The sequence below is a fragment of the Pseudoalteromonas sp. N1230-9 genome (assembly GCF_032716425.1).
Lineage (GTDB): Bacteria > Pseudomonadota > Gammaproteobacteria > Enterobacterales > Alteromonadaceae > Pseudoalteromonas.
On sequence record NZ_CP090419.1, the window covers coordinates 2,055,124 to 2,081,375 of the forward strand.

Genomic DNA, 26,252 nt, shown 5'->3' on the forward strand with positions numbered 1-26,252 from the left:
CAATGGCTGACAAAAAATAACCAACAAAACGTTAAAATTTGATTGATGTCATAATTTTATGCAATTGACCTATCTTTTTAAGGTCAAAAATTTTATCATTTCCATCGCAAAAATAAGGGTTTCTCGAGTTTGTTTTCTGAAGTTAACGTCTTTGGCTAGCTTTGGGTAACACGCTTGTGAAGTAATAGTAGGGCCCGCTTATTTTACAGTAGGTGGGTAATTCATTTCTAAACGCATTAATTGCAGCGGAAGCCAGAAAATGAGCCAAACAGTAGCATCACAAACTGAGTACAACTATAAAGTTGTACGCCAATTCGCTATTATGACAGTGATTTGGGGCATCGTTGGCATGAGTGTTGGGGTTCTGATTGCTGCCCAATTAGCTTGGCCAGCACTTAACTTTGATACACCATGGTTAACATACTCTCGACTACGTCCGTTACATACGAACGCAGTAATTTTCGCATTTGGTACGAGTGCACTTTTTGCGACGTCTTATTACGTCGTACAACGTACGTGTCAAACGCGACTTTTCTCAGATAAACTAGCAGCCTTTACCTTCTGGGGATGGCAACTCGTTATCGTACTAGCAGCGATTACCTTACCTTTAGGTATCACAAGCTCAAAAGAATACGCAGAACTAGAATGGCCAATCGATATTCTTATCGCGGTTGTTTGGGTTACCTATGCGGTTGTATTCTTTGGTACGCTAATCAAACGCAAAGTGTCACACATTTATGTTGCGAACTGGTTCTACGCTGGTTTCATTATTACTGTCGCTGTATTACACATTGTAAACAGCATGGCAATTCCAGTTTCACTCACTAAATCTTACTCTATCTACGCAGGTGCGGTAGATGCGATGGTTCAGTGGTGGTACGGTCATAACGCTGTTGGTTTCTTATTAACTGCAGGTTTCCTAGGTATGATGTACTACTTCGTACCAAAACAAGCAGGTCGCCCTGTTTATTCATACCGCCTATCGGTAGTTCACTTCTGGGCACTTATCTCTTTATATATTTGGGCTGGTCCTCACCACCTTCACTACACGGCTCTACCTGACTGGACACAAAGCTTAGGTATGGTTATGTCAGTTATCCTATTCGTTCCATCTTGGGGTGGTATGATCAACGGTATCATGACGTTATCAGGTGCTTGGCATAAACTACGCACTGACCCAGTATTACGTTTCTTAGTTGTTTCTCTATCTTTCTACGGTATGTCTACGTTTGAAGGCCCGATGATGGCTATCAAGTCAGTTAACGCGCTTTCTCACTACACTGACTGGACTGTAGGTCACGTACACTCAGGTGCGCTAGGTTGGGTTGCAATGATTTCTATTGGTGCTATCTATCACCTAATCCCTGCACTATTCTCACAAGGCCGTATGTACAGTGTTAAATTAGTTAACACGCACTTCTGGTTACACACTGTGGGTGTTGTTCTATACATCGTAGCAATGTGGATCTCAGGTGTTATGCAAGGCCTAATGTGGCGTGCAGTAAACTCAGACGGTACGTTAATGTACAGCTTCGTACAGTCTTTAGAAGCTTCATACCCGTTCTATATCATGCGTTTCCTAGGCGGTGTATTCATCGTAACAGGTATGCTAATTATGGCTTACAACGTTTATCGTACTGTTGCTGCGAAAAAAGACTCGCTGCAATTAGACGCTGACGCACAATTGGCATAACGGAGTAGAACGATGAGCAATAATAATTCACAAAACAAACACGAAATAGTCGAAAAAAATGTTGGCCTAATGGCTATCTTGACTGTCTTCGCAATCAGCTTTGGTGCACTTGTTGAAATTACTCCACTAATGTTCCAAGACGATACAACTAAACCTGTTGATGGCCTACGCCCTCTTACAGCTTTAGAAATGGAAGGTCGCGACATTTATGTACGTGAGGGTTGTTACAACTGTCACTCACAAATGATTCGTCCATTCCGTGACGAAGTTGAGCGTTACGGTCACTATTCTGTAGCTGGTGAATCAGTATGGGATCACCCATTCCAATGGGGTTCTAAGCGTACTGGTCCGGACCTAGCTCGTGTTGGTGAACGTTATTCAGACGATTGGCATCATGCCCACTTAATGGATCCACGTGCTGTGGTTCCAGAGTCAAATATGCCAGCGTTTCCTTGGTTAGACGAAAACAGAGTCGATACGACCCATACTCTTAAAAAGCTTCAAATATTCCGTGATAGTTTCGGGATCGACAAAGCGAGTAGCCGTTACGACGGTAAAGGTTATGGAAGCGACGAAGAGCTACAAGCTGACATTGCGAAAATCGAAGCCATGAACAATGGTGAAGGCGCAACTGAAATGCAAGCTCTAATTGCTTACTTACAACAGCTTGGCACACACTTGAAGTAATTATTATGGATTACGGAACATACAGAGGCATTTTGACTCTGGTAATTTTAGTACTGTTTATTGTGATTGTTGTATGGGCATACAGCAAGCGTAGCAAAAGTCGTTTTGATGACGCTGCCAATGCCATATTTGAAGATGAAAAAAAACACAACAACACAATCTCTAACGAGGAAAAGGAGTCTGAGAAATGACTAGCTTTTGGAGTATATGGGTTATCGTTTTAACCCTTGCGTGTCTTGCTATCATCTTCGGCCTACTTCTGTGGAACTTAAAAAACTACACAGGTGTTAAAGAAGGTGAGAGCTGTGGTCACGAGTTTGATGGCATTGAAGAGCTAAACAATCCACTACCAAAGTGGTGGACTTACATGTTCTTCGCGACATTTATTTGGTCTGTGTACTACCTTGCAGCTTACCCAGGTTTAGGTAACTGGGAAGGTTTAGGTAAGTGGACAAGTTCTAACCAAGGTATCACCTCTTTAGAAGAGTCTAAAAAGGCAACTGAACAAGCATTGGCTAATGGTGAAAACGTCCAATTAGACCAAGAGTTTATCGCAGCTGATGAGCGTTTCGGCCCAATCTTTGAAGCATTTGCTAAACAAGATATTGAGACACTTGTTAAAGATGAAAAAGCGCTTGAAATTGGTCAACGTTTATTCTCTCAAAACTGTGCGCAATGTCATGGTTCAGATGCACGTGGTGGTCAAGGCTTCCCTAACCTAACGGATAACGATTGGTTATATGGCGGCACACCAGATAAAATCAAAGAAACACTTCTTCATGGTCGTGTTGCTGCGATGCCACCTTGGGGTGATGCATTAGGTGAGCAAGGCATTAAAGAAATGACAGCTCACGTACTAAGCCTATCTGGCCGTACTGTTAACCAAAAAGACGCTGAAGCAGGTGCAGCTAAGTTTGCAATGTGTGCTGCGTGTCACGGTGCTGACGGTAAAGGTTCAGTAGCTCATAACTTACCATTTGGTGCACCTAACCTAACTGATAACATCTGGTTATATGGTGGTTCTAAACGTGCCGTGGAAGAAACACTTATCAATGGCCGTGCAGGTGTAATGCCAGCATGGAAAGACATTTTAGGTGAAGACAAAGTACACCTGTTAACAGCGTACGTTTACAGCTTATCGCAAGAAAAATAACCACGCGGTTAATAAAATGTATATTCAATTAATCTTTTAATTCAATAGATTAATTAAGATCAAAAAAGCCTCCATCTGGAGGCTTTTTTTTAGTCTTTTGCTTTTAGATCCGATAAAATGCGTACAACGTTTTTAAAGGTAGTAAGTACTATGAACCCCACTCCTTGGTATAAAAATTTTTGGCCTTGGTTTTTAATCTCTTTTCCACTTGCCGCTATTATTGGTTGTGCTGGCCTTATTTATATGGCTATAGGCAACGGACCCGACATGGTTGTTGATGACTATTATAAAAAAGGCAAAGCTATCAACCTTGAACTCAGTAAATTTAATAAAGCAAAGGCGCTCTATTTGCATGGTGACTTAAATGTGACCGGCGACAAAGTAACCTTCACTTTTACCAAAGGTGATGCGAGTAATGTGCATTCTTTAAAAATGTCATTTTATCACCGCACCATTAAAGCAAACGATTTTGATGTTAGCCTGATGAAAAACGCCCATGGCGATTTCACCGCCCTATTAGATGCGCATGTAAATGGTGCTTACACAGTGTTTATTGAACCTATTGATGGTAGTTGGAAACTAAAAGAAGATATTATTCTACCAACTGAAGAAACAATTTCGATTAGCCCTGAATATAAGTAGTAAACTCTGATGTCTGATAATTGCTTTCATTGTCTTGAAAGTGTGCCAAAAGGCTTTAATGCGACTGTCGAAATAGATGGTAAGGCACAACCTATGTGTTGTATTGGCTGCCAAACGGTTGCTGAGAATATCGTCGCCCAAGGCATGACCGATTACTATAAATTCAGAACGGTGCGCTCTGGCAAGGTAGAACAACTTGTGCCAGAGCAACTTGAATTAATTAAAAGCTACGATAACGAAGATATTCAAGACGAATTTATTTCAGCCGCCAACGACTTATCTGAAGTGCTTCTCACCGTTGAAGGTATAACGTGTGCGGCATGTGCTTGGTTAATTGAAAAACAGTTACTTAATTTAAAGGCGATTAAACGTGTTGACGTAAATACATCAACTAATCGTGCCATGATCCAATGGGATAAATCGGTTACTCCACTTAGCCAAATTATCACCTCATTACATGAAATCGGCTATAAAGCTTATCCATTTCAGGCTGACCTTGAAGCCAGTCAAAAACAACAAGCTGCCAAAGCGTATATTCGCCGTTTAGGTGTTGCGGGTCTAATGACCATGCAGGTTATGATGTTCGCTTTTGCCATGTATTTTGGCATGTTCTCGGGCATGGAAGAAGACTTTGAGCAATACTTTCGCTGGATAAGCCTAGTACTCGCATCACCTGTTATTCTGTACAGTGCCCTACCATTTTTAACCAATGCCATTAATGGGTTAAAAGCCAAACAGTTGAACATGGACTTACCCGTATCTTTAGCTATTTTTGGTGCTTACGGGGCAAGCTGTTATGCCACTTTAATGTCTGTTGGTGAAGTTTATTTTGAATCTATCTGTATGTTTACCTTCTTATTGTTACTGGGTAAATATTTAGAGTTTAGAGCTCGTTTAAAAGCCAGTGAGTTTACTGCTAATCTACAAAAACTACTGCCTCTTACCGCCCGCATTATCGATAAAAACAATCAAGAATCGATTATTGCCGCTAAAAAGCTAAAACTAGGTGATATTGTTTTGATCAAGGCGGGTGAAACCATCCCTGCCGATGGTGTCGTGGTCAAAGGTAAAACAACCGTAGATGAAGCCATGATGACAGGCGAGCACCAACCTGTTAATAAATTTGTCAGCCATCAAGTTTTCGCTGGCACAATTAACCATGATGGTGTGATCAGTATTGAAATTAACAAAATTGGTCAAAACACACTGCTTAATCAAATTATTAGGCTACAACACACAGCACTAACCAAGCGCCCAAGATTAGTTGAAATCACTGATAAAGTAGCACAGTGGTTTGTTGCTTGTTTATTACTGTTTGCCTCAATGACAGCAATTGGTTGGTATCAAATAGACCCTGAACATGCCTTTTGGGTTACTATTTCTGTACTTGTTGCAACCTGCCCTTGTGCGCTTAGTTTAGCTATTCCAACTGCGCTAACTTGTGCGGTTGCTAGTCTAACCAAACGCGGTATCTTGATTAAACAAGCCCATGTGTTAGAAACGCTACCACAATTAACAGATATCGCCTTTGATAAAACAGGCACCTTAACGCAAGGTCGTTTCACTATAGAGCGAGTTGAGCTAGTCAACACTCAGTACAGTGAAGCTGATGCATTACGATTGGCAGCCCAACTTGAGAGCTTCTCTGAGCACCCGATTGCCAATGCATTCGCTGGTTTTAACGACACAGTAAATCAAATCGAAAATGTTACCATCGAGCCTGGCAAAGGCATTACAGCTGCGCTTAATAGTCAACACCTTGCGATAGGTAAAAGTGGCTGGTTTGATACTGACAAAGCGGATGCACAAGCAACCTTATATATCAACAAACAAGTTATTGCTCGTTTTTATTTGGCTGACGGCTTACGTGATAACGCAGAAAAATTGATTTCCAACCTTCATTCACAACAGCTCAAGTGCCATATGTTAACGGGTGATGCGTCGAACAGTGGTGAGCGAATTGCAAAACAATTAAATTTAGATACCGTGCATGCAGCATGTAGCCCACGTGACAAACAAACCCATGTCGAAGCACTTGCCAGTGAAGGTGCCATTGTTGCTATGGTGGGTGATGGCGTGAATGACAGCCCAGTATTTGCCAGTGCCCATTTATCGATTGCGATGGAAACCGGCGCTGATATTTCCAAAAACAGTGCCGATGTGGTATTACTCAACAGTGACTTAAATGCAATCGAACACTTACTAACTGTATCGAAAAAAACACGTCGAATAGTGAAGCAAAACTTGGCATTGTCACTCATTTATAATGGTTCGATTTTACCACTAGCTGCACTTGGCCTCGTTGCGCCTTGGATGGCTGTAATTGGTATGTCTGCAAGCTCCATTCTGGTTATTACTAACTCATTAAGGTTATTAAAACTATGAGTATTATCTATATGCTAATCCCTATTGCTATATTATTTGTGATTATTGCAATTGGCGTTTTCTTTTGGGCTGTAAAAAGCGAACAATTTTCTGATTTAAACAAGCAAGGTCACAGCATCTTGTTTGAAGACGATAAAGAGCAACATAAAAATAGTAATGATTGACCCCCTATTCATCAGCGCTTTTGTTATGGGTTTGCTCGGCAGTGGGCATTGTCTTGCTATGTGCGGTGGCATAGCAAGCAGTTTACAGCTTGCTGCAAAAAAGCAACAAGCTGTAAGTTATTCTGTTGCTTACAATATTGGCAGAGCACTAAGTTATATGCTTGCTGGCGCACTGGTCGCTGGGATAAGTAGCAAATTTGCCGCTCAAAATTCTCAATTAGCCATTGTCTTATCCTTCCTCAGCGGCATATTCATGTTACTCGTTGGAATTTACATTATGCGCTTGGCTGCCACTTTACAATGGCTTGAGAAACTAGGAAAAACTTTTATATGGCAGCATTTAGTCAAACTTAATCGCCATCTTCTGCCGGTTGACTCCCTACCAAAAGCATTATTATATGGTGCATTATGGGGCTGGCTTCCTTGTGGCTTGGTTTATTCAGCGTTAACATGGGCATTAACAAGCCCATCAGCAGCACATGGCGCCGGTGTTATGCTCTTTTTTGCACTAGGTACCTTCCCTGCAATGGTCAGTGTTGGGCTTGTTAGCCATAAAATAAACACTTTTTTAAACCATGTTTGGACTAGGGTTATTCTAGGAAGTGTAATAATATGGTACGGTATATACTTATTAATTATAGCAACCGATAAACTCGTTCATTAGTATTCGTGTTGTTAACTTATTTGAATGGATTGGATGTATGGACTTTTCTCAAAACAAGTCAAAAAGCTTATGTACGATTAGCTGCAATAATTGCAGTATCAGTCAGCTATGTTTGCCATTTTCACTCAATGGTCAGGAGATGGATCGACTTGATGAAATTATTGAACGTAAAAAGCCACTCCATAAAGGCGATTACCTTTTCGAGTCTGGAGCAAGCCTTAATGCAATCTATGCGGTACGCTCAGGATCATTCAAATCCTATACACTCTCTGAGCAGGGTGACGAACAAATAACGGGCTTCCACTTAGCCGGTGATCTCGTTGGTTTTGATGCTATAAATAAAATGGCACATCAAAGCTTCTCACAAGCACTTGAAACTTCAATGGTATGTGAAATTCCATTTGATACTCTTGATGAGTTAGCAGGTAAGCTCCCTAAACTACGTCAGCAAATTATGCGCTTGATGAGTAACGAAATTAACTATGATCAAGAAATGCTGTTACTACTCAATAAAAAATCTGCCGAAGAACGTTTAGCCAGCTTTATTTTTAATCTTGCTGAACGTTTTGGCGAACGCGGCTTTTCACGCAAAGAATTTCGTTTAACCATGACACGCGGAGAAATCGGTAATTACTTAGGCTTAACCGTTGAAACGATTAGTCGCTTACTTAGTCGCTTCCAAAAAGCGGGGCTTATTAAGGTTGAAGGCAAGTTTATTACAATTTTAGATCAACAAGCGCTGGCTACAACTGCTGCTATCAAATGTAAATAGAGTTTGATTTAGCGCAACTTTATCTGGCTTGCCCCTTTAACTGTTCTAAATATAGGTTACACTCAACGTATACTTTTTGCGGAACAGTTAAGGAGCAGCACATGGACGCAATTAAACGAATCTTAGCAGTTATAGACCCAACTAAAGAACATCAACATGGCTTAAGCCGTTCAATTGATTTGGCCAAAAAATCTGGCGCCACCATCACCGCATTCCTCAGTATCTATGATTTTTCTTATGAAATGACCACAATGCTTTCTAGTGATGAGCGAGAAGCCATGCGCGAAGCTGTTATCAAAGATAGGCAAGTCTGGTTAGATGAGCAAATTGCACTCTACCCTGAACTTAGCATAGAGTCGTGTGTTGTTTGGCATAATCGCCCTTACGAAGCGATTATTAATACTGTTATTAATGATGGATTTGATCTTGTCGTCAAAGGCACACATGAACACGACACTCTAAAATCGGTTATTTTCACTCCCACTGATTGGCATCTTATTCGTAAGTGCCCTGCCCCTGTATTACTCGTTAAAGAAAAAGAGTGGCCGGCTCAGGGCAATATTTTAGCTGCCGTTAATGCCGTAACTGAAAATGAACAACATCTAGAGCTAAATAAACGTATTATAAATGACGCCCGCTTTATTTGTGACCTCGCAAATGCGCAGCTCAATCTTGTTAATGCTTACCCAGCAACGCCGGTAAACATTGCCATTGAAATCCCCGAGTTCAACCCAGGCGTTTATAACGAATCAGTAAAGAAACATCATTTTGAATCAACCTTAGCGCTTGCAAAGAGCTTTTCAATTAGTGAAGAACACTGTCATATTGAAGAAGGTTTACCTGAAGATGTTATTCCTGATGTTGCCGCTAAGCTAAACAGCGAATTAGTTGTTATTGGCACGGTAGGACGCACAGGTTTGAGCGCCGCCCTCGTTGGCAACACAGCTGAGCATGTAATTGATAGCCTTGATTGCGATGTATTAGCACTTAAACCTGATGGCTACATTAGTCCTCTTGCAAAATAATTAACCGTGCAAAGGGTAACTAACAATTGTTGTTTTCCCGCGCTTCCAATATAATACGCCCCTTTATTTTACCCATGTATTTTTAAGGGGGCGTAGTGTCTCACTCAGTAGAAGCTAAAGCGCAATATAACTTTAATAAGTTACAAAAACGCTTACGTCGATTAACCGGCCAAGCCGTGATGGACTTTAACATGATCGAAGAAGGCGATCGTATCATGGTATGTTTATCCGGTGGTAAAGACAGCTACACTCTATTGGATACGCTGCAACATTTGCAACGCGTTGCGCCAATTAAGTTTGACTTATTTGCAGTCAATCTTGATCAGAAGCAACCAGGCTTTCCTGAGCATGTGTTACCCGAATACCTAGACAAGCTTGGTATTGAATACAAAATAGTTGAAGAAGACACCTACAGTATTGTCACCGATATTATTCCTGAAGGTAAAACAACCTGCTCGCTTTGCTCGCGACTTCGTCGTGGTATTTTATATCGTACAGCAAAAGAGATGGGTGCAACCAAAATAGCCCTTGGGCATCATCGTGATGACATGATTGAAACGCTTTTCTTAAACATGTTCTATGGCGGTAAATTAAAGAGTATGCCTGCTAAGTTAATGAGTGATAATGGCGAGCACATGGTTATTCGCCCACTTGCTTATTGTAAAGAAACTGATATTGAAAAATATGCAGACCGTATGGCGTTTCCTATCATTCCTTGTAACCTGTGTGGTTCACAAGAAAATTTACAACGTAAACACACTAAAGCAATGCTTGCAGAGTGGAATAAACAACACCCAGGCCGCATTGAAAGTATTTTTACAGCAATGCAAAACGTTGTACCGTCACACCTAGCTGACAATGCGTTATTTAACTTTAAAGACCTTCAAACCGGTGAAGTAATTGATGGCGGTGATATCGCTCTAGATAAGCCTGATATCCCAAAACAGCCTGCACTTGAACAAGAACAGGAAAATAACGTAGTAACAATTAACTTAAGCTAAGCAACTCTATTCATTATGCTAAAAAGGAGAGCCATTCGCTCTCCTTTTTAATTTTAGAAAACACAAATCGTCTAATTCACTTTCGCTCCTAATTGAGCTGCTTTGTTAAGCCACGCTTTTCTTTTATCACTACTGGAGTTTATAACGGGCCCAAAGTATGTGGTGGCTTTATTTTTAATTCCTGAAAAGTCCAAAATACAATGTTTAAAGTTTTTATAGATGACATTCCCTTGTATGTATTTGTACCAAAAAACGGGGGTATCCAAGGTTACTAACAACTCTGATGTACGGCCTTTTAATAACTTTTGCGGTATTGATTTACCCTCAACATATTTAAACGAAAAGCCTGGTAAAAAAACTCGGTCAATCGCCCCTTTAAACTTAGCAGGCATGGTCCCCCACCAAACAGGGCTAACTATCACAATATGCTCGGCCCAAAGGATTTTCTTTTGCAGATCAGCTAAACAAGGCTCTAACTCAATCACTTCATCGTAGCCTTCTGCTAAATTTATTGCAAAATTCAAATCTCCGATATGAACTTGTTTCACATCGTGTTTTTTTATGGCAACAGCAGCATATTGCTCTGCTAAAGATTTACACAAGCTCGTTGATTTAGGGTTTGCATTAATTACTAATATTCTTTTCATACACTTATATATCCATTTACAGTAAGGATACAGTGTAAACTCTCACCTAAGGGTGAGAGTCAAGTTCTTGAATACACTTATCAATTGAAATTCGGTAATTTTTAATACGCTCTCTTTGGAGTTCAAGCTGCTTTATATTTTCTTCAACTAGAGCTTGCTTTTGAATGAGGTAATGGCTGACTGCCTGCCAATCAAAATCCTCATTTTCTCCCTTTAAAGCAACCATATCTGACAAAGCAACACCCAGAGTTTGAGCCTCTTTTATTAGTTTGATTAGATGAATATTCTCTTGGCTATAAACTCGATACTTCCCTCGGCGAGAAACAGTTAGTAGCCCGACTGATTCATAGAGTCTTATAGCTCTTTGTGTTGCCCCTGTGAGTTTTGACGCCTCATTGATATACATTCGAACTTCCTTATTCATCAAATCAATTTATATAACACGCTTTATTGTATTTATTTGAGCGTGTTAGCTATTAACAACTGCCATATTAAATACTTAAAGAGTGGTTTAAAATCAATAAAAAAGGATCTGTTAAGATCCTTTTTTGAAAAGTTAACTATGCTGGCAAATGTGCACTGCCAAATATTATTTCGCAATCCAAGGAGTTGCACTTAATAACGCTCCATTATTACTTAGACGAGTTTCATCCTCCTCCCAGTCGTCAGTAACATTAATAAAACAGCGGTTTTCTTTACAGCTTACTCCATCTGCCGACATTGCATCTGTGCTATCAAACTTCAACACAACGCCTTTTTGTTCAGGTAACAGGAACCACATTAGTTTGCTCACAAAAAAACCTGAAAGGTCGGAGAGTAGTTCATCAAATTCTTGGTCAAGAGCAAATAGGTTCGCTTTTGTTAATGCGAACTCATCCAGTTGTGTTGCCTCAATCTGTAACTTAAGCTGACAATCATGTTTAGGATTCATAGGCTGTACCACAATCACAGCTTTGTCAGTATCTAACTGTTTATCAAAAGGCAGTAAAAGCTGCGCTTGCTCAGTATAAGTTAGATCAAACTCCTGCTGTTCAGTTATGATTTTTCCTGATTTAATTGTACATACTTCATTGCTAGCAATATCAGTTAAATAGAAATTCACTTGTGCATATTGAAATTCACCTTTATTGACCACTTTTAAGCGGTCATAAAAGCCATCATAAGCTACAACAAACTCACTCGCCGCGACCTTGAAGCTTGAAAAGCTTAAAGCCGCAACAGTGCCAATTACTTTCAACCATGAAAACGTTTTATTCATCAAAGTATGCTCTGTTTTGATTAATCATTGTGTTTAATTCTTCTATGTACGCTTCACCACGCTCAGAGTATGACATCAACCCGTGTGTTAGCTTCGTCGCTTCAATAGGTTTTTGCTGACGTCGTAAGTCTTCGCGAATTGAGCGCAAATCTGAATATGCTGCGTGGGTATTAATATTTTTAAAATAAGAACTGACTGCTGCACGCACAGACTTAAATGCAGTAACTTCGTGTGCGGCTTCATTTGCACGGCGTCGAGGAACCATGCCACAGCCCTTTTTGTAGCACCACTGGCCAAAAAAGTTTAAGCCAATTCTTGCAAAGCGAGATGTTCCCCAAGCTGACTCATTTGCAGCCTGCATGAGTGCAAGTTCTTTTGGTATGATATCTACACGCCGTAATGCTCGTGTAAGTGATAAAACATCCAGTGAGTTAGATAACTTGTAGCTAGCTAAGATTTTTTTAATATCTTGTTTTTGCTTGTTAGATAAAGGCTCATTAAACTCAAGCATCATGCGGGCAATTTCTAACGTTGCACGTTGCTGTAAAATCTTTTTATTTTCAGCTTCAATGTGTGGACGAATAAAATCAAAAAATGCATGCTTTTTTTCTTTTACATCTGTAAAGCTCGAAAAGTCAGGCAGCTTTACATTATGTAAAGGTTTCTCTTTTTTTTGTACACGTTGTGTTCCTTTTTTTGTGCTGTCTGATTGTTCTACGCCTTCAACAACATGGTCTGTATTTATAAATGGATAAAGTAATGCCCAAGTAAAGAAAGCGGTAAGTAAGCCTCGAAAAAGGTATTTAAGCATGTATTCTCTCAAGTAAACAACAACTCTGTGCGGCAACGTCACGCACACATAAAAGCGAATTATATCAAAGGGTATTTTTTTTGGCGAATTTCACTAAAAAGGTTACTTAATAGCCTTACAATTTATTTAGAGCTTCAAGTAATTAGCTCGCATTTTTCAAGTGCTTGCGTATACTAAAAGGCACCTGAGCGAGTAATTACAAGGTTCTTTTTATGTGCCAATATTGGCAAGCCCGTATTATTGATCAACAAAAATATCGCCCAAATGATAACCGTTCTGCGTGGCAAGTAGACAGATCGCGTATCATACACGCAGCCGCATTTAGGCGTTTACAGGCAAAAACGCAAATAATGGGCATTGGCCTTAATGATTTTTACCGAACTCGCCTTACACATTCCCTTGAAGTTGCGCAAATTGGCAGTGGCCTACTTAGACATTTAAAAACGCAACACGCTAATTTTAAACATTTTCCCAGTGCAAGTTTACTTGAAACTCTGTGTTTAGCTCATGATATAGGCCATCCCCCTTTTGGACATGGTGGAGAAATAGCACTTAACTTTATGATGCGTGAAAATGGTGGATTTGAAGGCAATGCGCAAACATTAAGAATCGTCTCTAAACTGGAACCATATAGTAATGGTTTTGGTATGAACTTAACACGCCGCACTTTACTTGGGTTTATCAAATACCCAGCGTTTATTGATGATTTATGGCATACAGTTCCACCTTTAAGTGAAAAAAGAAGCTTTATAAAAGCAGATCATTGGCGCCCTGCTAAAGGGTTATATAAAGATGATCAAGATGTATTTAACTGGATAATCGCCCCTCTGTCAGGCGATGATAAAAAGCTTTTGTCTAGTCATTACCAAGCCGATGAATTTAGAGCTAGAACCCATTATAAATCACTCGACGCTGCAATTATGGAGTTGGCTGATGACATTGCCTATGCCGTGCACGATCTCGAAGATGCCATAGCGACAGAAGTGCTTACCCTTTCAGATTGGCTCAATCACGCTCAACTACAATTAGAAGCCCTTAATTCACCTTGGTTAAACGAGCACTTAAGTTCAATAACCAAACGGCTATTTTCAGAATACGAGTATGAGCGCAAAGATGCTATCGGAGAGCTGGTTAACACCTTTATTATTAATGCTCAGTTAGTAGTTCAAAACGCTGATTTTGAATCTGAAATATTGCAATACACAGTCAGCTTACCTGATGAATTTGCAGCCATTCTCAATGTTTTAAAGCATTTTGTGTTTAAACGCTTAATTCGGGAACCCAAAATGCAGCAAGTTGAATTTAAAGGACAAAATCTATTGATTGAGCTGTTCAGTGCTTTTGCCAGTGATCCTATGCGTTTGCTACCCGAAACAACACAAGAAATGTGGTTGAATGCTCATGATAAGCAAGAAAACTCAATGCGCATTATTTGTGATTATTTATCAGGAATGAGTGATGAATACGCATATAAGACCTATCAACGGTTATTTCTTCCTGTTAGTTAATCATTTTTTGTGTGTGCCTAAAAGTTGGTCTAGTCTTAAGTAATTAGAACTAAATAACAAATTTTTCACGCATTAAATGAACATGGATTGCAATAATGCTTCAACGATACTTACTACTTAGTGCAATACTAGCTCACTCCCCAATGAGCTATAGCACTGACACTCTTCCCGACCCATTACTTAAAGAACGCGAGATTATTATTAAAGATGCCTCAAAGTTTGATTGGATCCGCTTAAATTCAGGCGAGTGGCTCAAGGGTGAACTCATATCAATGTATGGCAAAGAACTTGAGTTTGACAGTGACATACTCGATACACAAATTATAGACCGCGAAGATGTCTACATGATTATATCTGAACGCCACCACACGGTACGTTTTAATGATGGTCATGAACTTAGCGGTAGTTTAAATATTTCAGGTGGTTATGTACGTGTTGGTGATTCTCCTGCCAAATACCGCTATAACGATCTTGTGTCGATTGCTCCATCGATTGACAGTGAGTTAAGTGCATGGACAGTTAAAATATCGCTCGGCGCTAATTTATCACGCGGTAATACTGACCAAACAGAATACTCTGCGCAAGCTGATATAAAACGCCGCACTGCTTCGAGTCGTTTCCTCGCTGAGTTTTTAGGTTATCGCACAACCAATGACAATGAAGTCACTAAAAACAACATCCGAGCCAATGGGACATTCGACTGGTTTTACACACAAAAAATGTATTTTCGCCCTATTTTCTTTGAGTATTACCGTGACCCATTTCAAAATATTGCCAATAAATACACTATAGGTGCGGGTGTTGGTTATTATGTCATGGATACAGATAAAACTGAGTGGGACTTTTCTACAGGTCCAGCATTTCAGAAAACTCAATTTGATACTGTGGCGGTTGATGAAGACGAAAGTAATTCATCCATGTCGTATTTTCTTGGCACTAATTTTGAGCATGAAATAACGAAAAAAATAGATTTTACATTTAACTATCGTTACTTATTCGCCGATGCCGATTCAGGCGGAGATTCTCAGTATGCTATGGCTAGCTTTGAAACTGAAATCACCGAAGATATCGATTTTGATGTGTCACTCGTATGGGACTATCTAGCTGAGCCAATTGCTGATGAAAACGGACTCGTGCCAGAAAAAGAAGATTATAAAATGATATTCGCGTTGGGTATCGATTTGTAAGTGTCTTAACTCAAACAATCACACCGAGCAATTGCTCGGTGTGATTGCTTAGCCACATTACCTGTTTACTAAAGGCTTTTTACACCCATATTATAAAGTGTAAAACCATAAATATCAGCGTACATATCAATAACCTTGCTAGTAGGAGTACCCGCTCCATGCCCTGCATTTGTCTCAATGCGAATCAGGTACGGGTTTTGTTTTGCACCTTTTTCTTGTAATTCAGCAGCAAACTTAAATGAATGCGCAGGCACCACACGGTCATCATGATCCCCTGTTGTCACTAAAGTCGCAGGATAACTTACACCCGCTTTAACATTGTGAACAGGCGAGTAGCCTTTTAAGTAATCGAACATTTCTTTACTTTGCTCACTAGTACCGTAGTCATACGCCCAACCAGCACCCGCTGTAAAGGTGTGGTAACGCAGCATATCTAAAACACCTACAGCAGGAAGCGCAACTTTAAATAGCTCAGGACGCTGTGTCATAACCGCACCGACTAATAAGCCACCATTAGAACCACCACGTACCGCTAAGTAATCAGGTGAGCTGTATTGCTTTTCGTTTAAGTACTCAGCAGCAGCAATAAAGTCATCAAATACATTTTGCTTTTTAAGCTGTGTACCATTCACATGCCACGCTTTACCGTACTCGCCACCACCACGAATATTAGCAACAGCATACACACCACCGTGCTCAAGCCATGCCGCAACCGTAGGGCTGTAGCTTGGTGTTAGGCTCACGTTAAAGCCACCATAACCATATAAAATAGTTGGATTTTTACCGTTAAGTTCCGTGCCTTTTTTGTATGAGATAATCATCGGCACTTTAGTGCCATCTTTTGATGTATAGAATACTTGTTCAGAAATATAGTCTTCGCTATTAAACTTAGCGCCCGACTTGCGATACACATCAGACTTGCCTGATTCAACATCAAACGAATAGGTATTACCTGGCGTGGTGTAATTTGTGAATGAGTAATACAGAGTTTCTGCATCGTGCTTACCACTAAAGCCATATGCAGTGCCCACACCTGGTAGGCTGATATCGCGCACCAGTTTACCTGATTTATCGTATTGTTTTACTTGCGAAATCGCATCAACCATATACTTAGCAAAGAAGTAGTCACCGCCTTTTGAAATACTAAGTACATTGTCAGTTTCAGGGATTAAATCTTGCCAATTTTCAGGGCTTGGATCAGCGGCATCGACTGTCACTACACGCATATTTGGTGCGTTTAAGTTAGTAACTAAATAGAGTTTCGAGCCGTCATTATCAATTATAGAAGTATCTGAGTCTGTGTTATCTAAAATCGTCACTAGCTTGCTGTCAGGCTGAGTTAAATCTTTGATAAACAATTTATTACCTGAAGTTGAAGTACTAGCAGCGATAATTAAATAACGATTATCACGAGTTACCTCTGCGCCAATATAACGGTGCTTTTGTGCCTCTGTGCCACCATAAATTAATTGGTCATCAGCTTGCGCTGTGCCTAATTTGTGATAATAAACTTTATGTTGATCTGTTTTCGCAGACAGCTCACTTCCTTTTGGCTTATCGTAGCTCGAGTAATAGAAACCTTCGTTACCAAGCCAAGCAATACCACTAAATTTCACATCGACTAATGCTTCTTCAATTGGCTGTTTTGTCGCTGTATCAATAATGATAATTTTACGCCAATCACTGCCGCCTTCAGAGATTTGATAAGCTGCTAACGTACCGTCTTCTGTGAAGGTTAAGCCCGACATTGAGGTTGTGCCGTCGCTACTAAAAGTATTTGGATCTAAAAACACTTCAGCTTCTGAGTCGCCTTTTTTACGATAAACCACATACTGATTTTGTAGACCATCGTTTTTATAAAAGTAGGTGTACTCACCCTCTTTAAACGGCGCTGTCACTTTTTCGTAGTTCATCAGCTTTTCGAGCGTGGTTTTAAGCTCATCGCGATAAGGAATATTTTTTAGATAAGAAAACGTAACGTCATTTTCGGCTTTCACCCATTGTGCGGTTTCGTCGCTCATATCGTCTTCTAACCAACGATATGGGTCTGCTACTTGCTCACCGAAATATTCGTCAACAACATTGCCTTTTTTAGTTTCTGGATAATTCACAGCAGCTTTAACCTCTGCAGTTTTTACAGTTTGTTCTGTGTTTGTTGGGGTTGATTCACCACACCCCGCCAGTGCAACAACTATCGCACATGCAAGCGTTTTCTTGATCATAATAGGTTTACTTGTTGGTCATTATTAACAAAATGAAAATAAAGTTAATACCCATTAATGTCTAGTAATTTGCGCCTAAACACGGGTAGAGCTGTAAACCAATGTAAAAACAAAAAAGCCACGCAATTTACGTGGCTTTCCATATTTACTGCTCAATTATACTTTTGTTAACCAGCCGTGTTTATCCGCTGATTTACCCCATTGAATATCATTCAATGCCTGGCGTAATTTTGCGACTTTTTCGCCAGGTTCGCCCGAACCCACTTTAAACTCTTGGTCATTATGAATAAGCGTGCCAACCGACGTCAGTACCGCAGCGGTACCCGATAATGCAGCTTCAGTGCCTGGTTTAGCGGCTCTTTCAAGCAACTCAGACACAGTAAAATTACGTTCAGATACGGTCATACCTAAATCTTTCGCAATCGTTAAAATACTATTACGCGTTACACCGTGTAAGAATGTGCTATCAAGTGCTTTTGTGATGATTTCATCCCCATCAATTAGAATGAAGTTTGCAGCACCGGTTTCTTGTACATCGCCACCTGGGCAGAATAAAATTTGGTCTGCTTGGTGCTCAGAGCGAGCCTGTAAGATTGGACCTAATGCACTTGCGTAGTTACCACCACTTTTCACCATACCCATATGTGGCGCACAGCGCATGCCATCTTCTTCAAGTAATACACGTAGTGCCGTTGCGCCACCAGCAAAGTAATCACCCACTGGCGAAAGTAATACATAAAGCAATGAACTCATTGACGGCGCAGCCGCTTTACCAATCGCCGCTTCTGTCCCAATGTGCGTAGGGCGAATATACATAGACCCCGGAGGGGTCGGTGTTTCGTCTGCATACTCTTTTACAATGTCTTTAATCATTTGCTCAAGCATGCTTTCGTCAAAGTCAGGTAAGTTTAGTAACTTAGAGCTTTGTTTCATACGCGCGATGTTAGCATCCATACGAAAGATATAGACCGTGCCATCTTCATGACGAAATGCTTTTAATCCTTCAAAACAGGTGCTTGAGTAATGTAATACGTGAGCACCCGCATGTAATTCGATTTTATCAGATGGGACCAGCGCGCTTTCACTCCATGAGTTATCAGCAAAACGTGCTTGGATCATTTGTGGCATAAATACAGTACCAAATGCGGCCATTGTTGTTCTCTCTTGTTTGGACTACTTTTACCCCATTGTATGCTAATCCATCCCTGTTTAACCATAGCAAACTAGTGCCTTTTATCGATTAAAGTGATAATAATTCGACCGTTTAGTACAAAAAATGCGCAACCTAAGCTGCGCATTGTTTACTAAGAATTATTCACTGGCAAATGACAATGGATTACCGATAATTCATTTTTGCTGTGAGGCGATTAAAAAAGCTTGGGAAAAAACGCTTAATGGTCGGTGCTAAACCACTTATTCCTTCACCAATCACAACCTCATCTTTCTCGGCTTCAATGGCTTTAATCATTTTTGCAGCGGCTTTTGCGACATCCATGCCATTTTCGATTGATTGCTCTGGCTTATTTTGCGGCTTACCTTGGCCATCTAACGAATTATGCGCAATGGCTGTTTTAATTGAGCCTGGGCAAATAGTCAGGCAATTCACATTTTTATCGGCTAATTCTGCTCTTAAGCAATCCATAAAACCCACGACCGCATATTTGGAACCCGAATAACCGGTTCTGAACTTTGAACCGACTTTACCCGCCACACTGCTAATTGATACCACCATGCCCATACCTTGTTTCACCATCTGTGGTACAACGGCTTTCGTTAAGGCAATTAAACCAAAGTAATTCACTTCCATTAGTTGGCGATAAACTGTAAATTCATTTTCTAAAAATAAACTACGCTGCGACACCCCACCGTTATTGATAAGCACATCAATGCGGCCAATTTGCTCAATCACCGCAGGCATATCCTCAAGTAAGGCTTCAGGCTTTGCCAAATCAAGGGCGACCACATGGTGATTACCGCCAAGTCTTGTATTAAGAGCGTTGAGTTTTTCCTCATTACGGGCAGACAGTATTAGCGTTGCACCTTTTGCCGCCAGTTGCTCACAAAGTGCCTCACCAATTCCAGAAGATGCCCCTGTTACCCAAACTGTTTTACCATTTAATTGCATGTGTGTTCCTTACTATTGTTGTTATGCTTTGTTAGGCCCTGCATGTTGTTCGATATGATCAGCAATATCTTTATAAAAACCAAGCATAATCAAGAACTCTGCTAATACAAATAAAGGCCCTATTACCAAACCAATTAAATCATCAACAAAGGCTGGCTTTTTACCTTCAAAATAGTGACCAATAAACTGAAATACCCAACCAACAACGAAACTACCAATACTCACAGCTAGCCATAACTCTGTTGAAAGCGACACCACAGGATCAGCAGCAATGCTCAACAAACTCAAGCATACAGCCATAATTAACCCCATAGATAAGCTAAGTAATAAGTAATAAAGACAAGTGAGTGCAATCACCACGGTTGCCAAGGAGATAACAGCAGGTTCAGAGGTAAGCGTGACGCGTTGCAATAAACAAATAATTGCAAACACAATTAATGGGATACCAATAAAGTGAGTGTAAATATTGCGTTTTGAGCGGTGGTAGAGGGCGTAATTTGTTAATTGTTGTTTTAATGTTTTCATTATTTTTCCTGCCAAAACTGTGTTCAAAGTTCAGATTAGCAGATAATTCACCGCAAAGAATGTCAACTAGCCGACATTTGACGAACCGGCATTAACTTACACATCAAACCAGTGCATCGATAACCTTGCCCTTTTCAGCGTCTGGTTGCATGTCCATTCGATCGCGTCCTTTTTGATACTCTTCTTCTAGCATAGATTGTAACTCTTCCATTTTTTCTTGCAGGGCTTTCATATCTGCGCCTTGTTGTTGCATTTGTTCAGCAAGTTTTTCTATTTGCGCTTTAATTTCATCAATTTTCTCTTTGTCCACACCTAAACGCTGATAAACAAGCGCTTCCTTTGCTGTGTCCAAAAATGAGCTTGGCTCTGTATGTTTTCTTAACAACTGTTGTGCATCTGAAGAAGATTGAGCCATGGGTTTTGCTTGTGATGAAGTGAGCGACGTCTCACTATTTTTAGTGCCAGAGTAATGATAAGGGTTGTACTGATTATGAAATGTAATTGCCACAAGTTGTCTTCCATTTAAGCTTGATTGCTGCTTTGTAGCAATTTTAGTTCCAAATCAGCACTGTGATTGCAATTTATCTATATTAATTATTTCAATCGATTGATATTTAAGATTAATAATTGAATCAGCTTGCAGAGATTTTAAAATTTGATTAATGGTTTGCCGTGTTAAATAGGTCATATCGGCAAGTTGTTGCTGGGTCAGCGGCAAAGAGTTTTGCATTGATGACTGATAAAGCATATACAACCGCTTACTCACCTTTTGCTTTGCCGTGAGGAGTGCGTGATCTTCTAATGAGTCAAACAAGTTGCGCACTTTATTGGTAAGCAGCAGCCCAAAATCATGCCAATAAGCGGGATGCTCTTGCAATAACTGGCTTAATGCCCGCTCAGGAACGTGTAAAAGCCGTACCGCAGTTTGCGCATACACATCGTGAGTGCGTCTACCCCCATCAAACAAAGCAACCTCACCAAACCACATAGCACTGCTTACAAAACTGAGCACCGCTTCTTTGCCTTGGCTATTAACCCCAGAAACTCTAAGCACGCCATTAATAACACAATACAGACCGGTATTTTCATCGCCACGCAAAAACAATGCATCACCTGCATTTAAGGTGATTAATTTAGCATTTTTAAGTAGGCTATCTTTAAAGTTCTGTGTGCGCTGCCCAAACCAATTATCTTGATTTATTAGCGCCTGTTCCTGTTCATTCAAAGCTTTATACTTTACATTGGTTTAATAAATTAATAATAAAAGGATACGGGATGTTAAACAAATTACTTTCGACCAGCCTACTACTCAGTGCGATTTCGACCCCTGCATTAGCTAGTGATATTAATACTGAGCTTAAATCTGCAAATAAAAGCGTCAGTGAAAAAGTCATTAAATGGCGCCGTCATTTACACCAATATCCAGAGCTTAGTAACCGTGAGTTTGAAACAGCCAAATATGTAGCGAAGCATTTACGTTCTTTAGGCCTTGAGGTTCAAACAGGTGTGGCTCATACCGGTGTGGTTGCCAAACTGAAAGGGGGCAAAAAAGGTCCGCTTATTGCGCTGCGCGCTGATATGGATGCATTGCCCGTTAAAGAGCAAGTAGACTTACCCTTCGCGTCAACCCAAACAACTGAGTACAAAGGCAATACCGTTGGCGTAATGCATGCCTGTGGTCATGATAATCATGTGGCTATTTTAATGGCGGCCGCTGAGTCTTTAGTCAAAATAAAAGAAGAGCTCGCGGGAGATATTCTGTTTATTTTCCAACCTGCTGAAGAAGGTGCACCAGATGGTGAAGAAGGCGGTGCGGAGCTTATGCTTAAAGAAGGCTTATTCAAAGAAAAGCCAGAAGCCGTATTTGGTTTACACGTAACCAGCTCGCTAAATACCGGACAAATTGGTTTTCGTGAAGGGCCGCTAATGGCCAGCGCCGATAAATTTACTATCACAGTAAAAGGTCGCCAAACTCACGGCTCTCGCCCTTGGAATGGGGTTGACCCAATTGTGGCGTCATCACAAATTATTATGGCAACACAAACCATCGCTTCTCGCCAAGTTGATGTAACCAAAGCACCTTCGGTGGTTTCATTTGGTGCCATTAATGGCGGTGTGCGTAACAACATCATCCCAGATCAAGTTGAAATGGTCGGCACAATTCGTACCTTTGACCAAGAAATGCGTGCTGACATTAAAAAACGTTTAGCTAAAACCGCTGAGATGGTAGCTGAATCAGGTGGCGCACAAGCGCATGTTCACATTGATCATGGTTACCCAGTAACCGTAAACGATGTTGAATTAACCAAGAAAATGACACCAACACTTGCTGGTGTGGTTGGTAAAGAAAACCTGATCACAACGCCACTTATCACAGGCGCAGAAGACTTTAGTTACTACGCTTTAGAAACACCAGGCATGTTCTTTTTCTTAGGTGTCACACCAAAAGGTCAAGATGCAGTTACAGCACCAAGTAACCATTCACCACACTTTTTTGCAGACGAAAAAGCATTACAGCTTGGCGTAAATGCAATGACGCAATTAGTGGTTGATTACCTTAAATAATAAACATTTCCATATCGGCGGGTGACATCATTACCCGCCCTACTTTCTTATCTGTTCAGCGCCAATAAAGTTCATTTTGCTAGGGTTAACTTATTAACAGGTAAGGAGGCCGCATGACATCAGAATACTTTCACTTTTTAAGCATTATTGGGGTGGCATTTTTTGCTATTTCTGGCACCTTGCTAGGTCATGAAAAAAGTGTCGGTGGTTTTGGTGTGGTGGTCGTTGCCACGGTAACAGCCATAGGTGGTGGGACACTTCGAGACATATTGCTAAACAAACCGGTATTTTGGATAGCCCAACCAGATTATTTATACGCAACTTACATAGCCATATTCGCGTCTATTTTATCAATTCGTCACCTCCCCGATTTAAGTAACACCACCATGCTATTAATGGATGCTGTAGGAATGGCAATTTTCAATATTATCGGTATTGAAAAAGCACTTATTGAAGGGGCTGATATGGTTGTTGCCATCACCATGGGTATGACAACAGGTATTTTTGGTGGATTGATGCGCGATGTAATCTGTCGAGAAGTCCCACTGGTAATGGGGGAAGAGCTTTATTCAACCGCTTGCCTATCTGGCGGGCTTACTTATGCTGCATTATTTACTTTAGAGGTGGACTATATCTGGTGTATTGTTGGTGGTTTAGTTGTCACCGTTTTTTTAAGATTAGGCGCTCTTCATTTTGGCTGGCAACCTAATCTATTTCGTAAAAGCAGCTTTAAACGCTCTTAGCAGGCCATATAAATACAGCCATCGAGGGGCATGTCAGCTGGGTACTGAGTTTGAATAAACTCCAGTTTCTCATAGGCCGTTTTAGCGAGGGTATTGTGGGTGTATACAAACAACGACAAGCTATCGCAGTTCAATTGCTGTTTGCCCTGCTCTCCTAATAGATTTATCAACAGCTTTGCAAAACCTTTACCACGCTCGCTTGGCGCGATAACTAGCCGCCCTAAATGACAACGACCTTCACGTAAATAGTATTGACCAAACCCTAACATGCAGTCTTCGTCATTAACCAACGCGTAGGAATTCAACTCATCTAGGTTTAAATCTTTTTTAAAGCTTTGCGTATCAAATGGGTAATTAAAAAATGGCCCTGACCAAATACGCAGTTCTGCCTCTGTGTTAAACCAACCCATTAACTCGTTGAGTTGGTCATTCGTTACTTTAACGAGCCTCATGTTTTAACCTATCGTATAAACCTGATGCACGAGTAACAGATTTATTCATTGCCATGAGCAATACATTTTTATCGGCCACCAGCTCAAATGTGGTTTTCGCGCGGGTGATCCCCGTGTAAACCAATTGTCTGTTAATGCCCTGATTAGCCTGTTTTATTGGTGGTAAAATCATTGCAGTGTAAGCAAATTCAGAGCCTTGCGACTTATGAATGGTCATGGCATACACTTTGTCGTGAGCAGGTAAACGTGCGGGCGAAAAGGCACTAATATTTTCTTGTTCATCAACAAACATGGCTTTTAACTGACCTTGCTCATCGTGCATTAAAATACCGATGTCGCCATTAAACAGTTTTAGCTGGTAGTCGTTTTGGCTGATCATAATTGGCATACCCACGTAGTGCCTTTGATATGGCGAAATTAAACCTTGTTGAGCCAGTGCTTTTTCAATACGCTGATTAAGGCTATTTACACCATAATCTCCCTCTCTGACGGCAGCCAGTAACTGATAATGCGCAAATGCTTTATGCACACTGGTAACACTTGCCCCTTGGTGGATAAGCTGCAAATAATCGTGATATTGCAACGCCGCTTGTTGCACAAATTGCTCAATCGGTTTACTAATTACGCTGTAATTAAGTTTAAGGTCTTTAAAGCCACCTTGATTAATCGTTTGCTCAACATAGCCCAGTAAGCCACTGTTATTGGTATTTACAGCTTGTGCTAATTGACCAATGCCGCTGCTACCATCAAAACGATAACTTTGCTGTAAAAACGCAATACAATCGTTAAGTACAAAATGACTGCTGGCCGCGGGTATCTCGCTCTGATTATTAAAACAAACGCGATTAAGCTGCGCTGCTCTCTCACTGCTGTAATCAGGCGTTTTGTCAAGCTCTAACCCTTGGCATAGGTCGCTAAGAATACTGCCCGTATCAACCGAGGCTAATTGGTCTTTATCACCCAGTAAAATAAGCCTTGCATGGCTCGGTAGTGCCTCAATGAGTTTTGCCATAAGCGATAAATCAACCATCGATGCTTCATCAATGATCAGTACATCTAAATGCAGCGGGTTACGCTTGTTATGGCGAAACTTATTGGTATGCGGAATAACGCCCAGTAAACGGTGAATCGTTTGCGCACTGTCAGGTATAAGTGGCGCGATATTATCAGGGATCATACTGAGCTTTTGCTTTGCCCCTAAAATCGACTCGGTTAAACGAGCTGCTGCTTTGCCTGTCGGTGCAACCAGTTTTATTGTTAGCGGTGCACTGGCATATAAAGATTGTAATATGGCTAGTAGCTTAGTTACCGTGGTGGTTTTACCGGTACCCGGGCCGCCAGTGATCACACTAAAGCCTTTTGTTGCAGCAATTGCACAGGCTACTTTTTGCCAGTTTAATGTTTTAATAGGATCGCTTGGGTTGGGTGTATGTTCACTGCTAGGAAAATACACCTCAAGTAGTGCTGTTAATGCGGCTTCATCAAGGGTGAGTTCTTTCGTTGCCAAATGATGTAAACGCGAAGCCAGTGTGGTTTCGTACTCTGCCAATCGAGCAAAATAAAGTTTATTCGCAAACAATAGCAGTGGCTTATCGTTCCCTACACACTCAGCATTCATTAGTTTCTTAACGGCATCAGAAAGGCCAAATTCTGTCGTAAACGGGGTTAAAACCGCAGGGGCTGCGATGCTGGCATCAGCTAAGCTTTGCTGTTTAATTTCAAACGGATTTTGCCAGTTTATATTCACGAGCTCCAAGCAGCTGTGCTGACTTTGCTGCGCTGCCGCAAGCAATAAAATCAGGTAAAAAACCTCACTGTGCGCTGCTTTGTTATTCTCTATCAGTGTTTGTGAACCGGTTATTGTTTCTGTACCAGTCAATAGCTCGGCGAGTTTCACATCAACTAAGCGAATACGTTTTGCCTCAAGTAAATAACTCAGTAATGGCTGCGTTTTAATCTCTGTGGCAGGCAACACTGAATCACTTTGGGCATGTTGTGCTGGTTGTTCTGGCTGCTTATTCAT

27 protein-coding genes are annotated in these 26,252 nt (G+C 40.8%); 15 read left to right on the forward strand and 12 right to left on the reverse strand.

Annotation, left to right across the window (positions count from 1 at the left end):
- Positions 1 to 259 precede the first annotated feature (259 nt).
- From ccoN to ttcA, 11 genes are all read left to right on the forward strand, one after another.
- The gene (gene ccoN / locus LY624_RS09580; RefSeq protein WP_062569267.1) at positions 260 to 1,693 is read left to right on the forward strand and encodes a cytochrome-c oxidase, cbb3-type subunit I; all 1,434 of its coding nucleotides are present in this window, start codon (positions 260 to 262) and stop codon (positions 1,691 to 1,693) included.
- 12 nt (positions 1,694 to 1,705) lie between these two features.
- Entirely contained in the window at positions 1,706 to 2,380 is a 675-nt protein-coding gene (gene ccoO / locus LY624_RS09585) for a cytochrome-c oxidase, cbb3-type subunit II (protein ID WP_062569268.1), read from the forward strand.
- A gap of 5 nt (positions 2,381 to 2,385) precedes the next feature.
- Entirely contained in the window at positions 2,386 to 2,571 is a 186-nt protein-coding gene (locus LY624_RS09590; RefSeq protein ID WP_062569269.1) for a cbb3-type cytochrome oxidase subunit 3, read from the forward strand.
- Positions 2,568 to 3,533, forward strand: coding sequence for a cytochrome-c oxidase, cbb3-type subunit III (gene ccoP / locus LY624_RS09595; RefSeq protein WP_062569270.1), 966 nt, complete (start codon positions 2,568 to 2,570; stop codon positions 3,531 to 3,533). The genes LY624_RS09590 and ccoP overlap by 4 nt, the downstream gene beginning before the upstream one ends.
- Before the next feature lie 150 nt (positions 3,534 to 3,683).
- Positions 3,684 to 4,175 carry a FixH family protein gene (locus tag LY624_RS09600; RefSeq protein WP_237118418.1) on the forward strand — a complete coding sequence of 164 codons (492 nt, stop codon included), beginning with the start codon at positions 3,684 to 3,686 and terminating at the stop codon, positions 4,173 to 4,175.
- A 9-nt stretch (positions 4,176 to 4,184) separates the two neighbouring features.
- Positions 4,185 to 6,560 carry a heavy metal translocating P-type ATPase gene (locus tag LY624_RS09605; RefSeq protein ID WP_341802867.1) on the forward strand — a complete coding sequence of 792 codons (2,376 nt, stop codon included), beginning with the start codon at positions 4,185 to 4,187 and terminating at the stop codon, positions 6,558 to 6,560.
- Positions 6,557 to 6,724, forward strand: a complete 168-nt coding sequence (gene ccoS, locus LY624_RS09610) for a cbb3-type cytochrome oxidase assembly protein CcoS (RefSeq protein ID WP_130150058.1) — start codon at positions 6,557 to 6,559, stop codon at positions 6,722 to 6,724. The genes LY624_RS09605 and ccoS overlap by 4 nt, the downstream gene beginning before the upstream one ends.
- The gene (locus tag LY624_RS09615; RefSeq protein ID WP_130150103.1) at positions 6,717 to 7,388 is read left to right on the forward strand and encodes a sulfite exporter TauE/SafE family protein; all 672 of its coding nucleotides are present in this window, start codon (positions 6,717 to 6,719) and stop codon (positions 7,386 to 7,388) included. The genes ccoS and LY624_RS09615 overlap by 8 nt, the downstream gene beginning before the upstream one ends.
- Positions 7,389 to 7,425: 37 nt before the next feature.
- Positions 7,426 to 8,160, forward strand: a complete 735-nt coding sequence (locus LY624_RS09620; protein WP_062569274.1) for an FNR family transcription factor — start codon at positions 7,426 to 7,428, stop codon at positions 8,158 to 8,160.
- Between the two features lie 101 nt (positions 8,161 to 8,261).
- Positions 8,262 to 9,185 (forward strand): universal stress protein UspE, encoded by a 924-nt coding sequence (gene uspE, locus LY624_RS09625; RefSeq protein WP_130150059.1) that lies wholly within the window; start codon positions 8,262 to 8,264, stop codon positions 9,183 to 9,185.
- A gap of 95 nt (positions 9,186 to 9,280) precedes the next feature.
- A complete protein-coding gene (gene ttcA, locus LY624_RS09630; RefSeq protein ID WP_130150060.1) occupies positions 9,281 to 10,186 on the forward strand; it encodes a tRNA 2-thiocytidine(32) synthetase TtcA in 906 nt (301 codons plus the stop codon).
- Between the two features lie 71 nt (positions 10,187 to 10,257).
- Here ttcA and LY624_RS09635 read toward each other — a convergent pair whose 3' ends face one another.
- The 4 genes from LY624_RS09635 to LY624_RS09650 all read right to left on the reverse strand — a co-directional run bounded on the left by LY624_RS09635 (position 10,258) and on the right by LY624_RS09650 (position 12,902).
- Positions 10,258 to 10,833 (reverse strand): NAD(P)H-dependent oxidoreductase, encoded by a 576-nt coding sequence (locus LY624_RS09635; protein ID WP_130150061.1) that lies wholly within the window; start codon positions 10,831 to 10,833, stop codon positions 10,258 to 10,260.
- Positions 10,834 to 10,879: 46 nt separating this feature from the next.
- On the reverse strand, positions 10,880 to 11,239 hold the full coding sequence (locus LY624_RS09640) for a MerR family transcriptional regulator (RefSeq protein ID WP_130150062.1): 360 nt from the start codon (positions 11,237 to 11,239) through the stop codon (positions 10,880 to 10,882).
- Positions 11,240 to 11,422: 183 nt separating this feature from the next.
- On the reverse strand, positions 11,423 to 12,091 hold the full coding sequence (locus LY624_RS09645) for a DUF2987 domain-containing protein (protein WP_130150063.1): 669 nt from the start codon (positions 12,089 to 12,091) through the stop codon (positions 11,423 to 11,425).
- Complete coding sequence (locus LY624_RS09650; protein WP_130150064.1) at positions 12,084 to 12,902, reverse strand: glucosaminidase domain-containing protein; 819 nt, start codon at positions 12,900 to 12,902, stop codon at positions 12,084 to 12,086. The genes LY624_RS09645 and LY624_RS09650 overlap by 8 nt, the downstream gene beginning before the upstream one ends.
- A 212-nt stretch (positions 12,903 to 13,114) precedes the next feature.
- Here LY624_RS09650 and LY624_RS09655 point away from each other — a divergent pair, with 212 nt between their 5' ends.
- Together LY624_RS09655 and LY624_RS09660 are read left to right on the forward strand one after the other, a co-directional pair.
- Positions 13,115 to 14,410, forward strand: a complete 1,296-nt coding sequence (locus LY624_RS09655) for an anti-phage deoxyguanosine triphosphatase (RefSeq protein ID WP_130150065.1) — start codon at positions 13,115 to 13,117, stop codon at positions 14,408 to 14,410.
- A 95-nt stretch (positions 14,411 to 14,505) separates the two neighbouring features.
- A complete protein-coding gene (locus tag LY624_RS09660) occupies positions 14,506 to 15,597 on the forward strand; it encodes a DUF481 domain-containing protein (protein WP_341802868.1) in 1,092 nt (363 codons plus the stop codon).
- Positions 15,598 to 15,665: 68 nt separating this feature from the next.
- On the opposite strand, the gene LY624_RS09665 is transcribed toward LY624_RS09660, so the two are convergent.
- From LY624_RS09665 to LY624_RS09690, 6 genes are all read right to left on the reverse strand, one after another.
- On the reverse strand, positions 15,666 to 17,819 hold the full coding sequence (locus LY624_RS09665) for a prolyl oligopeptidase family serine peptidase (protein ID WP_130150067.1): 2,154 nt from the start codon (positions 17,817 to 17,819) through the stop codon (positions 15,666 to 15,668).
- A gap of 156 nt (positions 17,820 to 17,975) precedes the next feature.
- On the reverse strand, positions 17,976 to 18,971 hold the full coding sequence (locus tag LY624_RS09670; protein WP_062569283.1) for a branched-chain amino acid aminotransferase: 996 nt from the start codon (positions 18,969 to 18,971) through the stop codon (positions 17,976 to 17,978).
- 184 nt (positions 18,972 to 19,155) lie between these two features.
- Entirely contained in the window at positions 19,156 to 19,944 is a 789-nt protein-coding gene (locus LY624_RS09675; protein WP_130150068.1) for an SDR family oxidoreductase, read from the reverse strand.
- Between the two features lie 21 nt (positions 19,945 to 19,965).
- Positions 19,966 to 20,469 carry an Mpo1 family 2-hydroxy fatty acid dioxygenase gene (locus LY624_RS09680; RefSeq protein WP_130150069.1) on the reverse strand — a complete coding sequence of 168 codons (504 nt, stop codon included), beginning with the start codon at positions 20,467 to 20,469 and terminating at the stop codon, positions 19,966 to 19,968.
- Between the two features lie 103 nt (positions 20,470 to 20,572).
- Positions 20,573 to 20,977, reverse strand: coding sequence for a hypothetical protein (locus LY624_RS09685; protein ID WP_237118406.1), 405 nt, complete (start codon positions 20,975 to 20,977; stop codon positions 20,573 to 20,575).
- Between the two features lie 54 nt (positions 20,978 to 21,031).
- Positions 21,032 to 21,694 (reverse strand): Crp/Fnr family transcriptional regulator, encoded by a 663-nt coding sequence (locus LY624_RS09690; RefSeq protein WP_130150071.1) that lies wholly within the window; start codon positions 21,692 to 21,694, stop codon positions 21,032 to 21,034.
- Positions 21,695 to 21,744: 50 nt separating this feature from the next.
- On the opposite strand from LY624_RS09690, the gene LY624_RS09695 reads away from it, so the two are divergent.
- Entirely contained in the window at positions 21,745 to 23,034 is a 1,290-nt protein-coding gene (locus tag LY624_RS09695) for an amidohydrolase (protein WP_130150072.1), read from the forward strand.
- Between the two features lie 113 nt (positions 23,035 to 23,147).
- Positions 23,148 to 23,777, forward strand: a complete 630-nt coding sequence (locus LY624_RS09700) for a trimeric intracellular cation channel family protein (protein ID WP_062569289.1) — start codon at positions 23,148 to 23,150, stop codon at positions 23,775 to 23,777.
- Here the strand turns inward: LY624_RS09700 and LY624_RS09705 are convergent.
- Entirely contained in the window at positions 23,774 to 24,229 is a 456-nt protein-coding gene (locus LY624_RS09705; RefSeq protein WP_341802870.1) for a GNAT family N-acetyltransferase, read from the reverse strand. The genes LY624_RS09700 and LY624_RS09705 overlap by 4 nt on opposite strands.
- Positions 24,216 to 26,252 carry an exodeoxyribonuclease V subunit alpha gene (recD, locus tag LY624_RS09710; protein WP_341804400.1) on the reverse strand — a complete coding sequence of 679 codons (2,037 nt, stop codon included), beginning with the start codon at positions 26,250 to 26,252 and terminating at the stop codon, positions 24,216 to 24,218. The genes LY624_RS09705 and recD overlap by 14 nt, the downstream gene beginning before the upstream one ends.

Bases quoted from the DNA above. Each gene is read 5' to 3' on its own strand.
- ccoN (WP_062569267.1), top strand. From the start codon at position 260: ATGAGCCAAACAGTAGCATCACAAACTGAGTACAACTATAAAGTTGTA.
- ccoO (WP_062569268.1), top strand. From the start codon at position 1,706: ATGAGCAATAATAATTCACAAAACAAACACGAAATAGTCGAAAAAAAT.
- LY624_RS09590 (WP_062569269.1), top strand. From the start codon at position 2,386: ATGGATTACGGAACATACAGAGGCATTTTGACTCTGGTAATTTTAGTA.
- ccoP (WP_062569270.1), top strand. From the start codon at position 2,568: ATGACTAGCTTTTGGAGTATATGGGTTATCGTTTTAACCCTTGCGTGT.
- LY624_RS09600 (WP_237118418.1), top strand. From the start codon at position 3,684: ATGAACCCCACTCCTTGGTATAAAAATTTTTGGCCTTGGTTTTTAATC.
- LY624_RS09605 (WP_341802867.1), top strand. From the start codon at position 4,185: ATGTCTGATAATTGCTTTCATTGTCTTGAAAGTGTGCCAAAAGGCTTT.
- ccoS (WP_130150058.1), top strand. From the start codon at position 6,557: ATGAGTATTATCTATATGCTAATCCCTATTGCTATATTATTTGTGATT.
- LY624_RS09615 (WP_130150103.1), top strand. From the start codon at position 6,717: ATGATTGACCCCCTATTCATCAGCGCTTTTGTTATGGGTTTGCTCGGC.
- LY624_RS09620 (WP_062569274.1), top strand. From the start codon at position 7,426: ATGGACTTTTCTCAAAACAAGTCAAAAAGCTTATGTACGATTAGCTGC.
- uspE (WP_130150059.1), top strand. From the start codon at position 8,262: ATGGACGCAATTAAACGAATCTTAGCAGTTATAGACCCAACTAAAGAA.
- LY624_RS09635 (WP_130150061.1), bottom strand. From the start codon at position 10,833: ATGAAAAGAATATTAGTAATTAATGCAAACCCTAAATCAACGAGCTTG.
- LY624_RS09640 (WP_130150062.1), bottom strand. From the start codon at position 11,239: ATGTATATCAATGAGGCGTCAAAACTCACAGGGGCAACACAAAGAGCT.
- LY624_RS09645 (WP_130150063.1), bottom strand. From the start codon at position 12,091: ATGAATAAAACGTTTTCATGGTTGAAAGTAATTGGCACTGTTGCGGCT.
- LY624_RS09650 (WP_130150064.1), bottom strand. From the start codon at position 12,902: ATGCTTAAATACCTTTTTCGAGGCTTACTTACCGCTTTCTTTACTTGG.
- LY624_RS09655 (WP_130150065.1), top strand. From the start codon at position 13,115: ATGTGCCAATATTGGCAAGCCCGTATTATTGATCAACAAAAATATCGC.
- LY624_RS09660 (WP_341802868.1), top strand. From the start codon at position 14,506: ATGCTTCAACGATACTTACTACTTAGTGCAATACTAGCTCACTCCCCA.
- LY624_RS09665 (WP_130150067.1), bottom strand. From the start codon at position 17,819: ATGATCAAGAAAACGCTTGCATGTGCGATAGTTGTTGCACTGGCGGGG.
- LY624_RS09670 (WP_062569283.1), bottom strand. From the start codon at position 18,971: ATGGCCGCATTTGGTACTGTATTTATGCCACAAATGATCCAAGCACGT.
- LY624_RS09675 (WP_130150068.1), bottom strand. From the start codon at position 19,944: ATGCAATTAAATGGTAAAACAGTTTGGGTAACAGGGGCATCTTCTGGA.
- LY624_RS09680 (WP_130150069.1), bottom strand. From the start codon at position 20,469: ATGAAAACATTAAAACAACAATTAACAAATTACGCCCTCTACCACCGC.
- LY624_RS09695 (WP_130150072.1), top strand. From the start codon at position 21,745: ATGTTAAACAAATTACTTTCGACCAGCCTACTACTCAGTGCGATTTCG.
- LY624_RS09700 (WP_062569289.1), top strand. From the start codon at position 23,148: ATGACATCAGAATACTTTCACTTTTTAAGCATTATTGGGGTGGCATTT.
- LY624_RS09705 (WP_341802870.1), bottom strand. From the start codon at position 24,229: ATGAGGCTCGTTAAAGTAACGAATGACCAACTCAACGAGTTAATGGGT.
- recD (WP_341804400.1), bottom strand. From the start codon at position 26,252: ATGAATAAGCAGCCAGAACAACCAGCACAACATGCCCAAAGTGATTCA.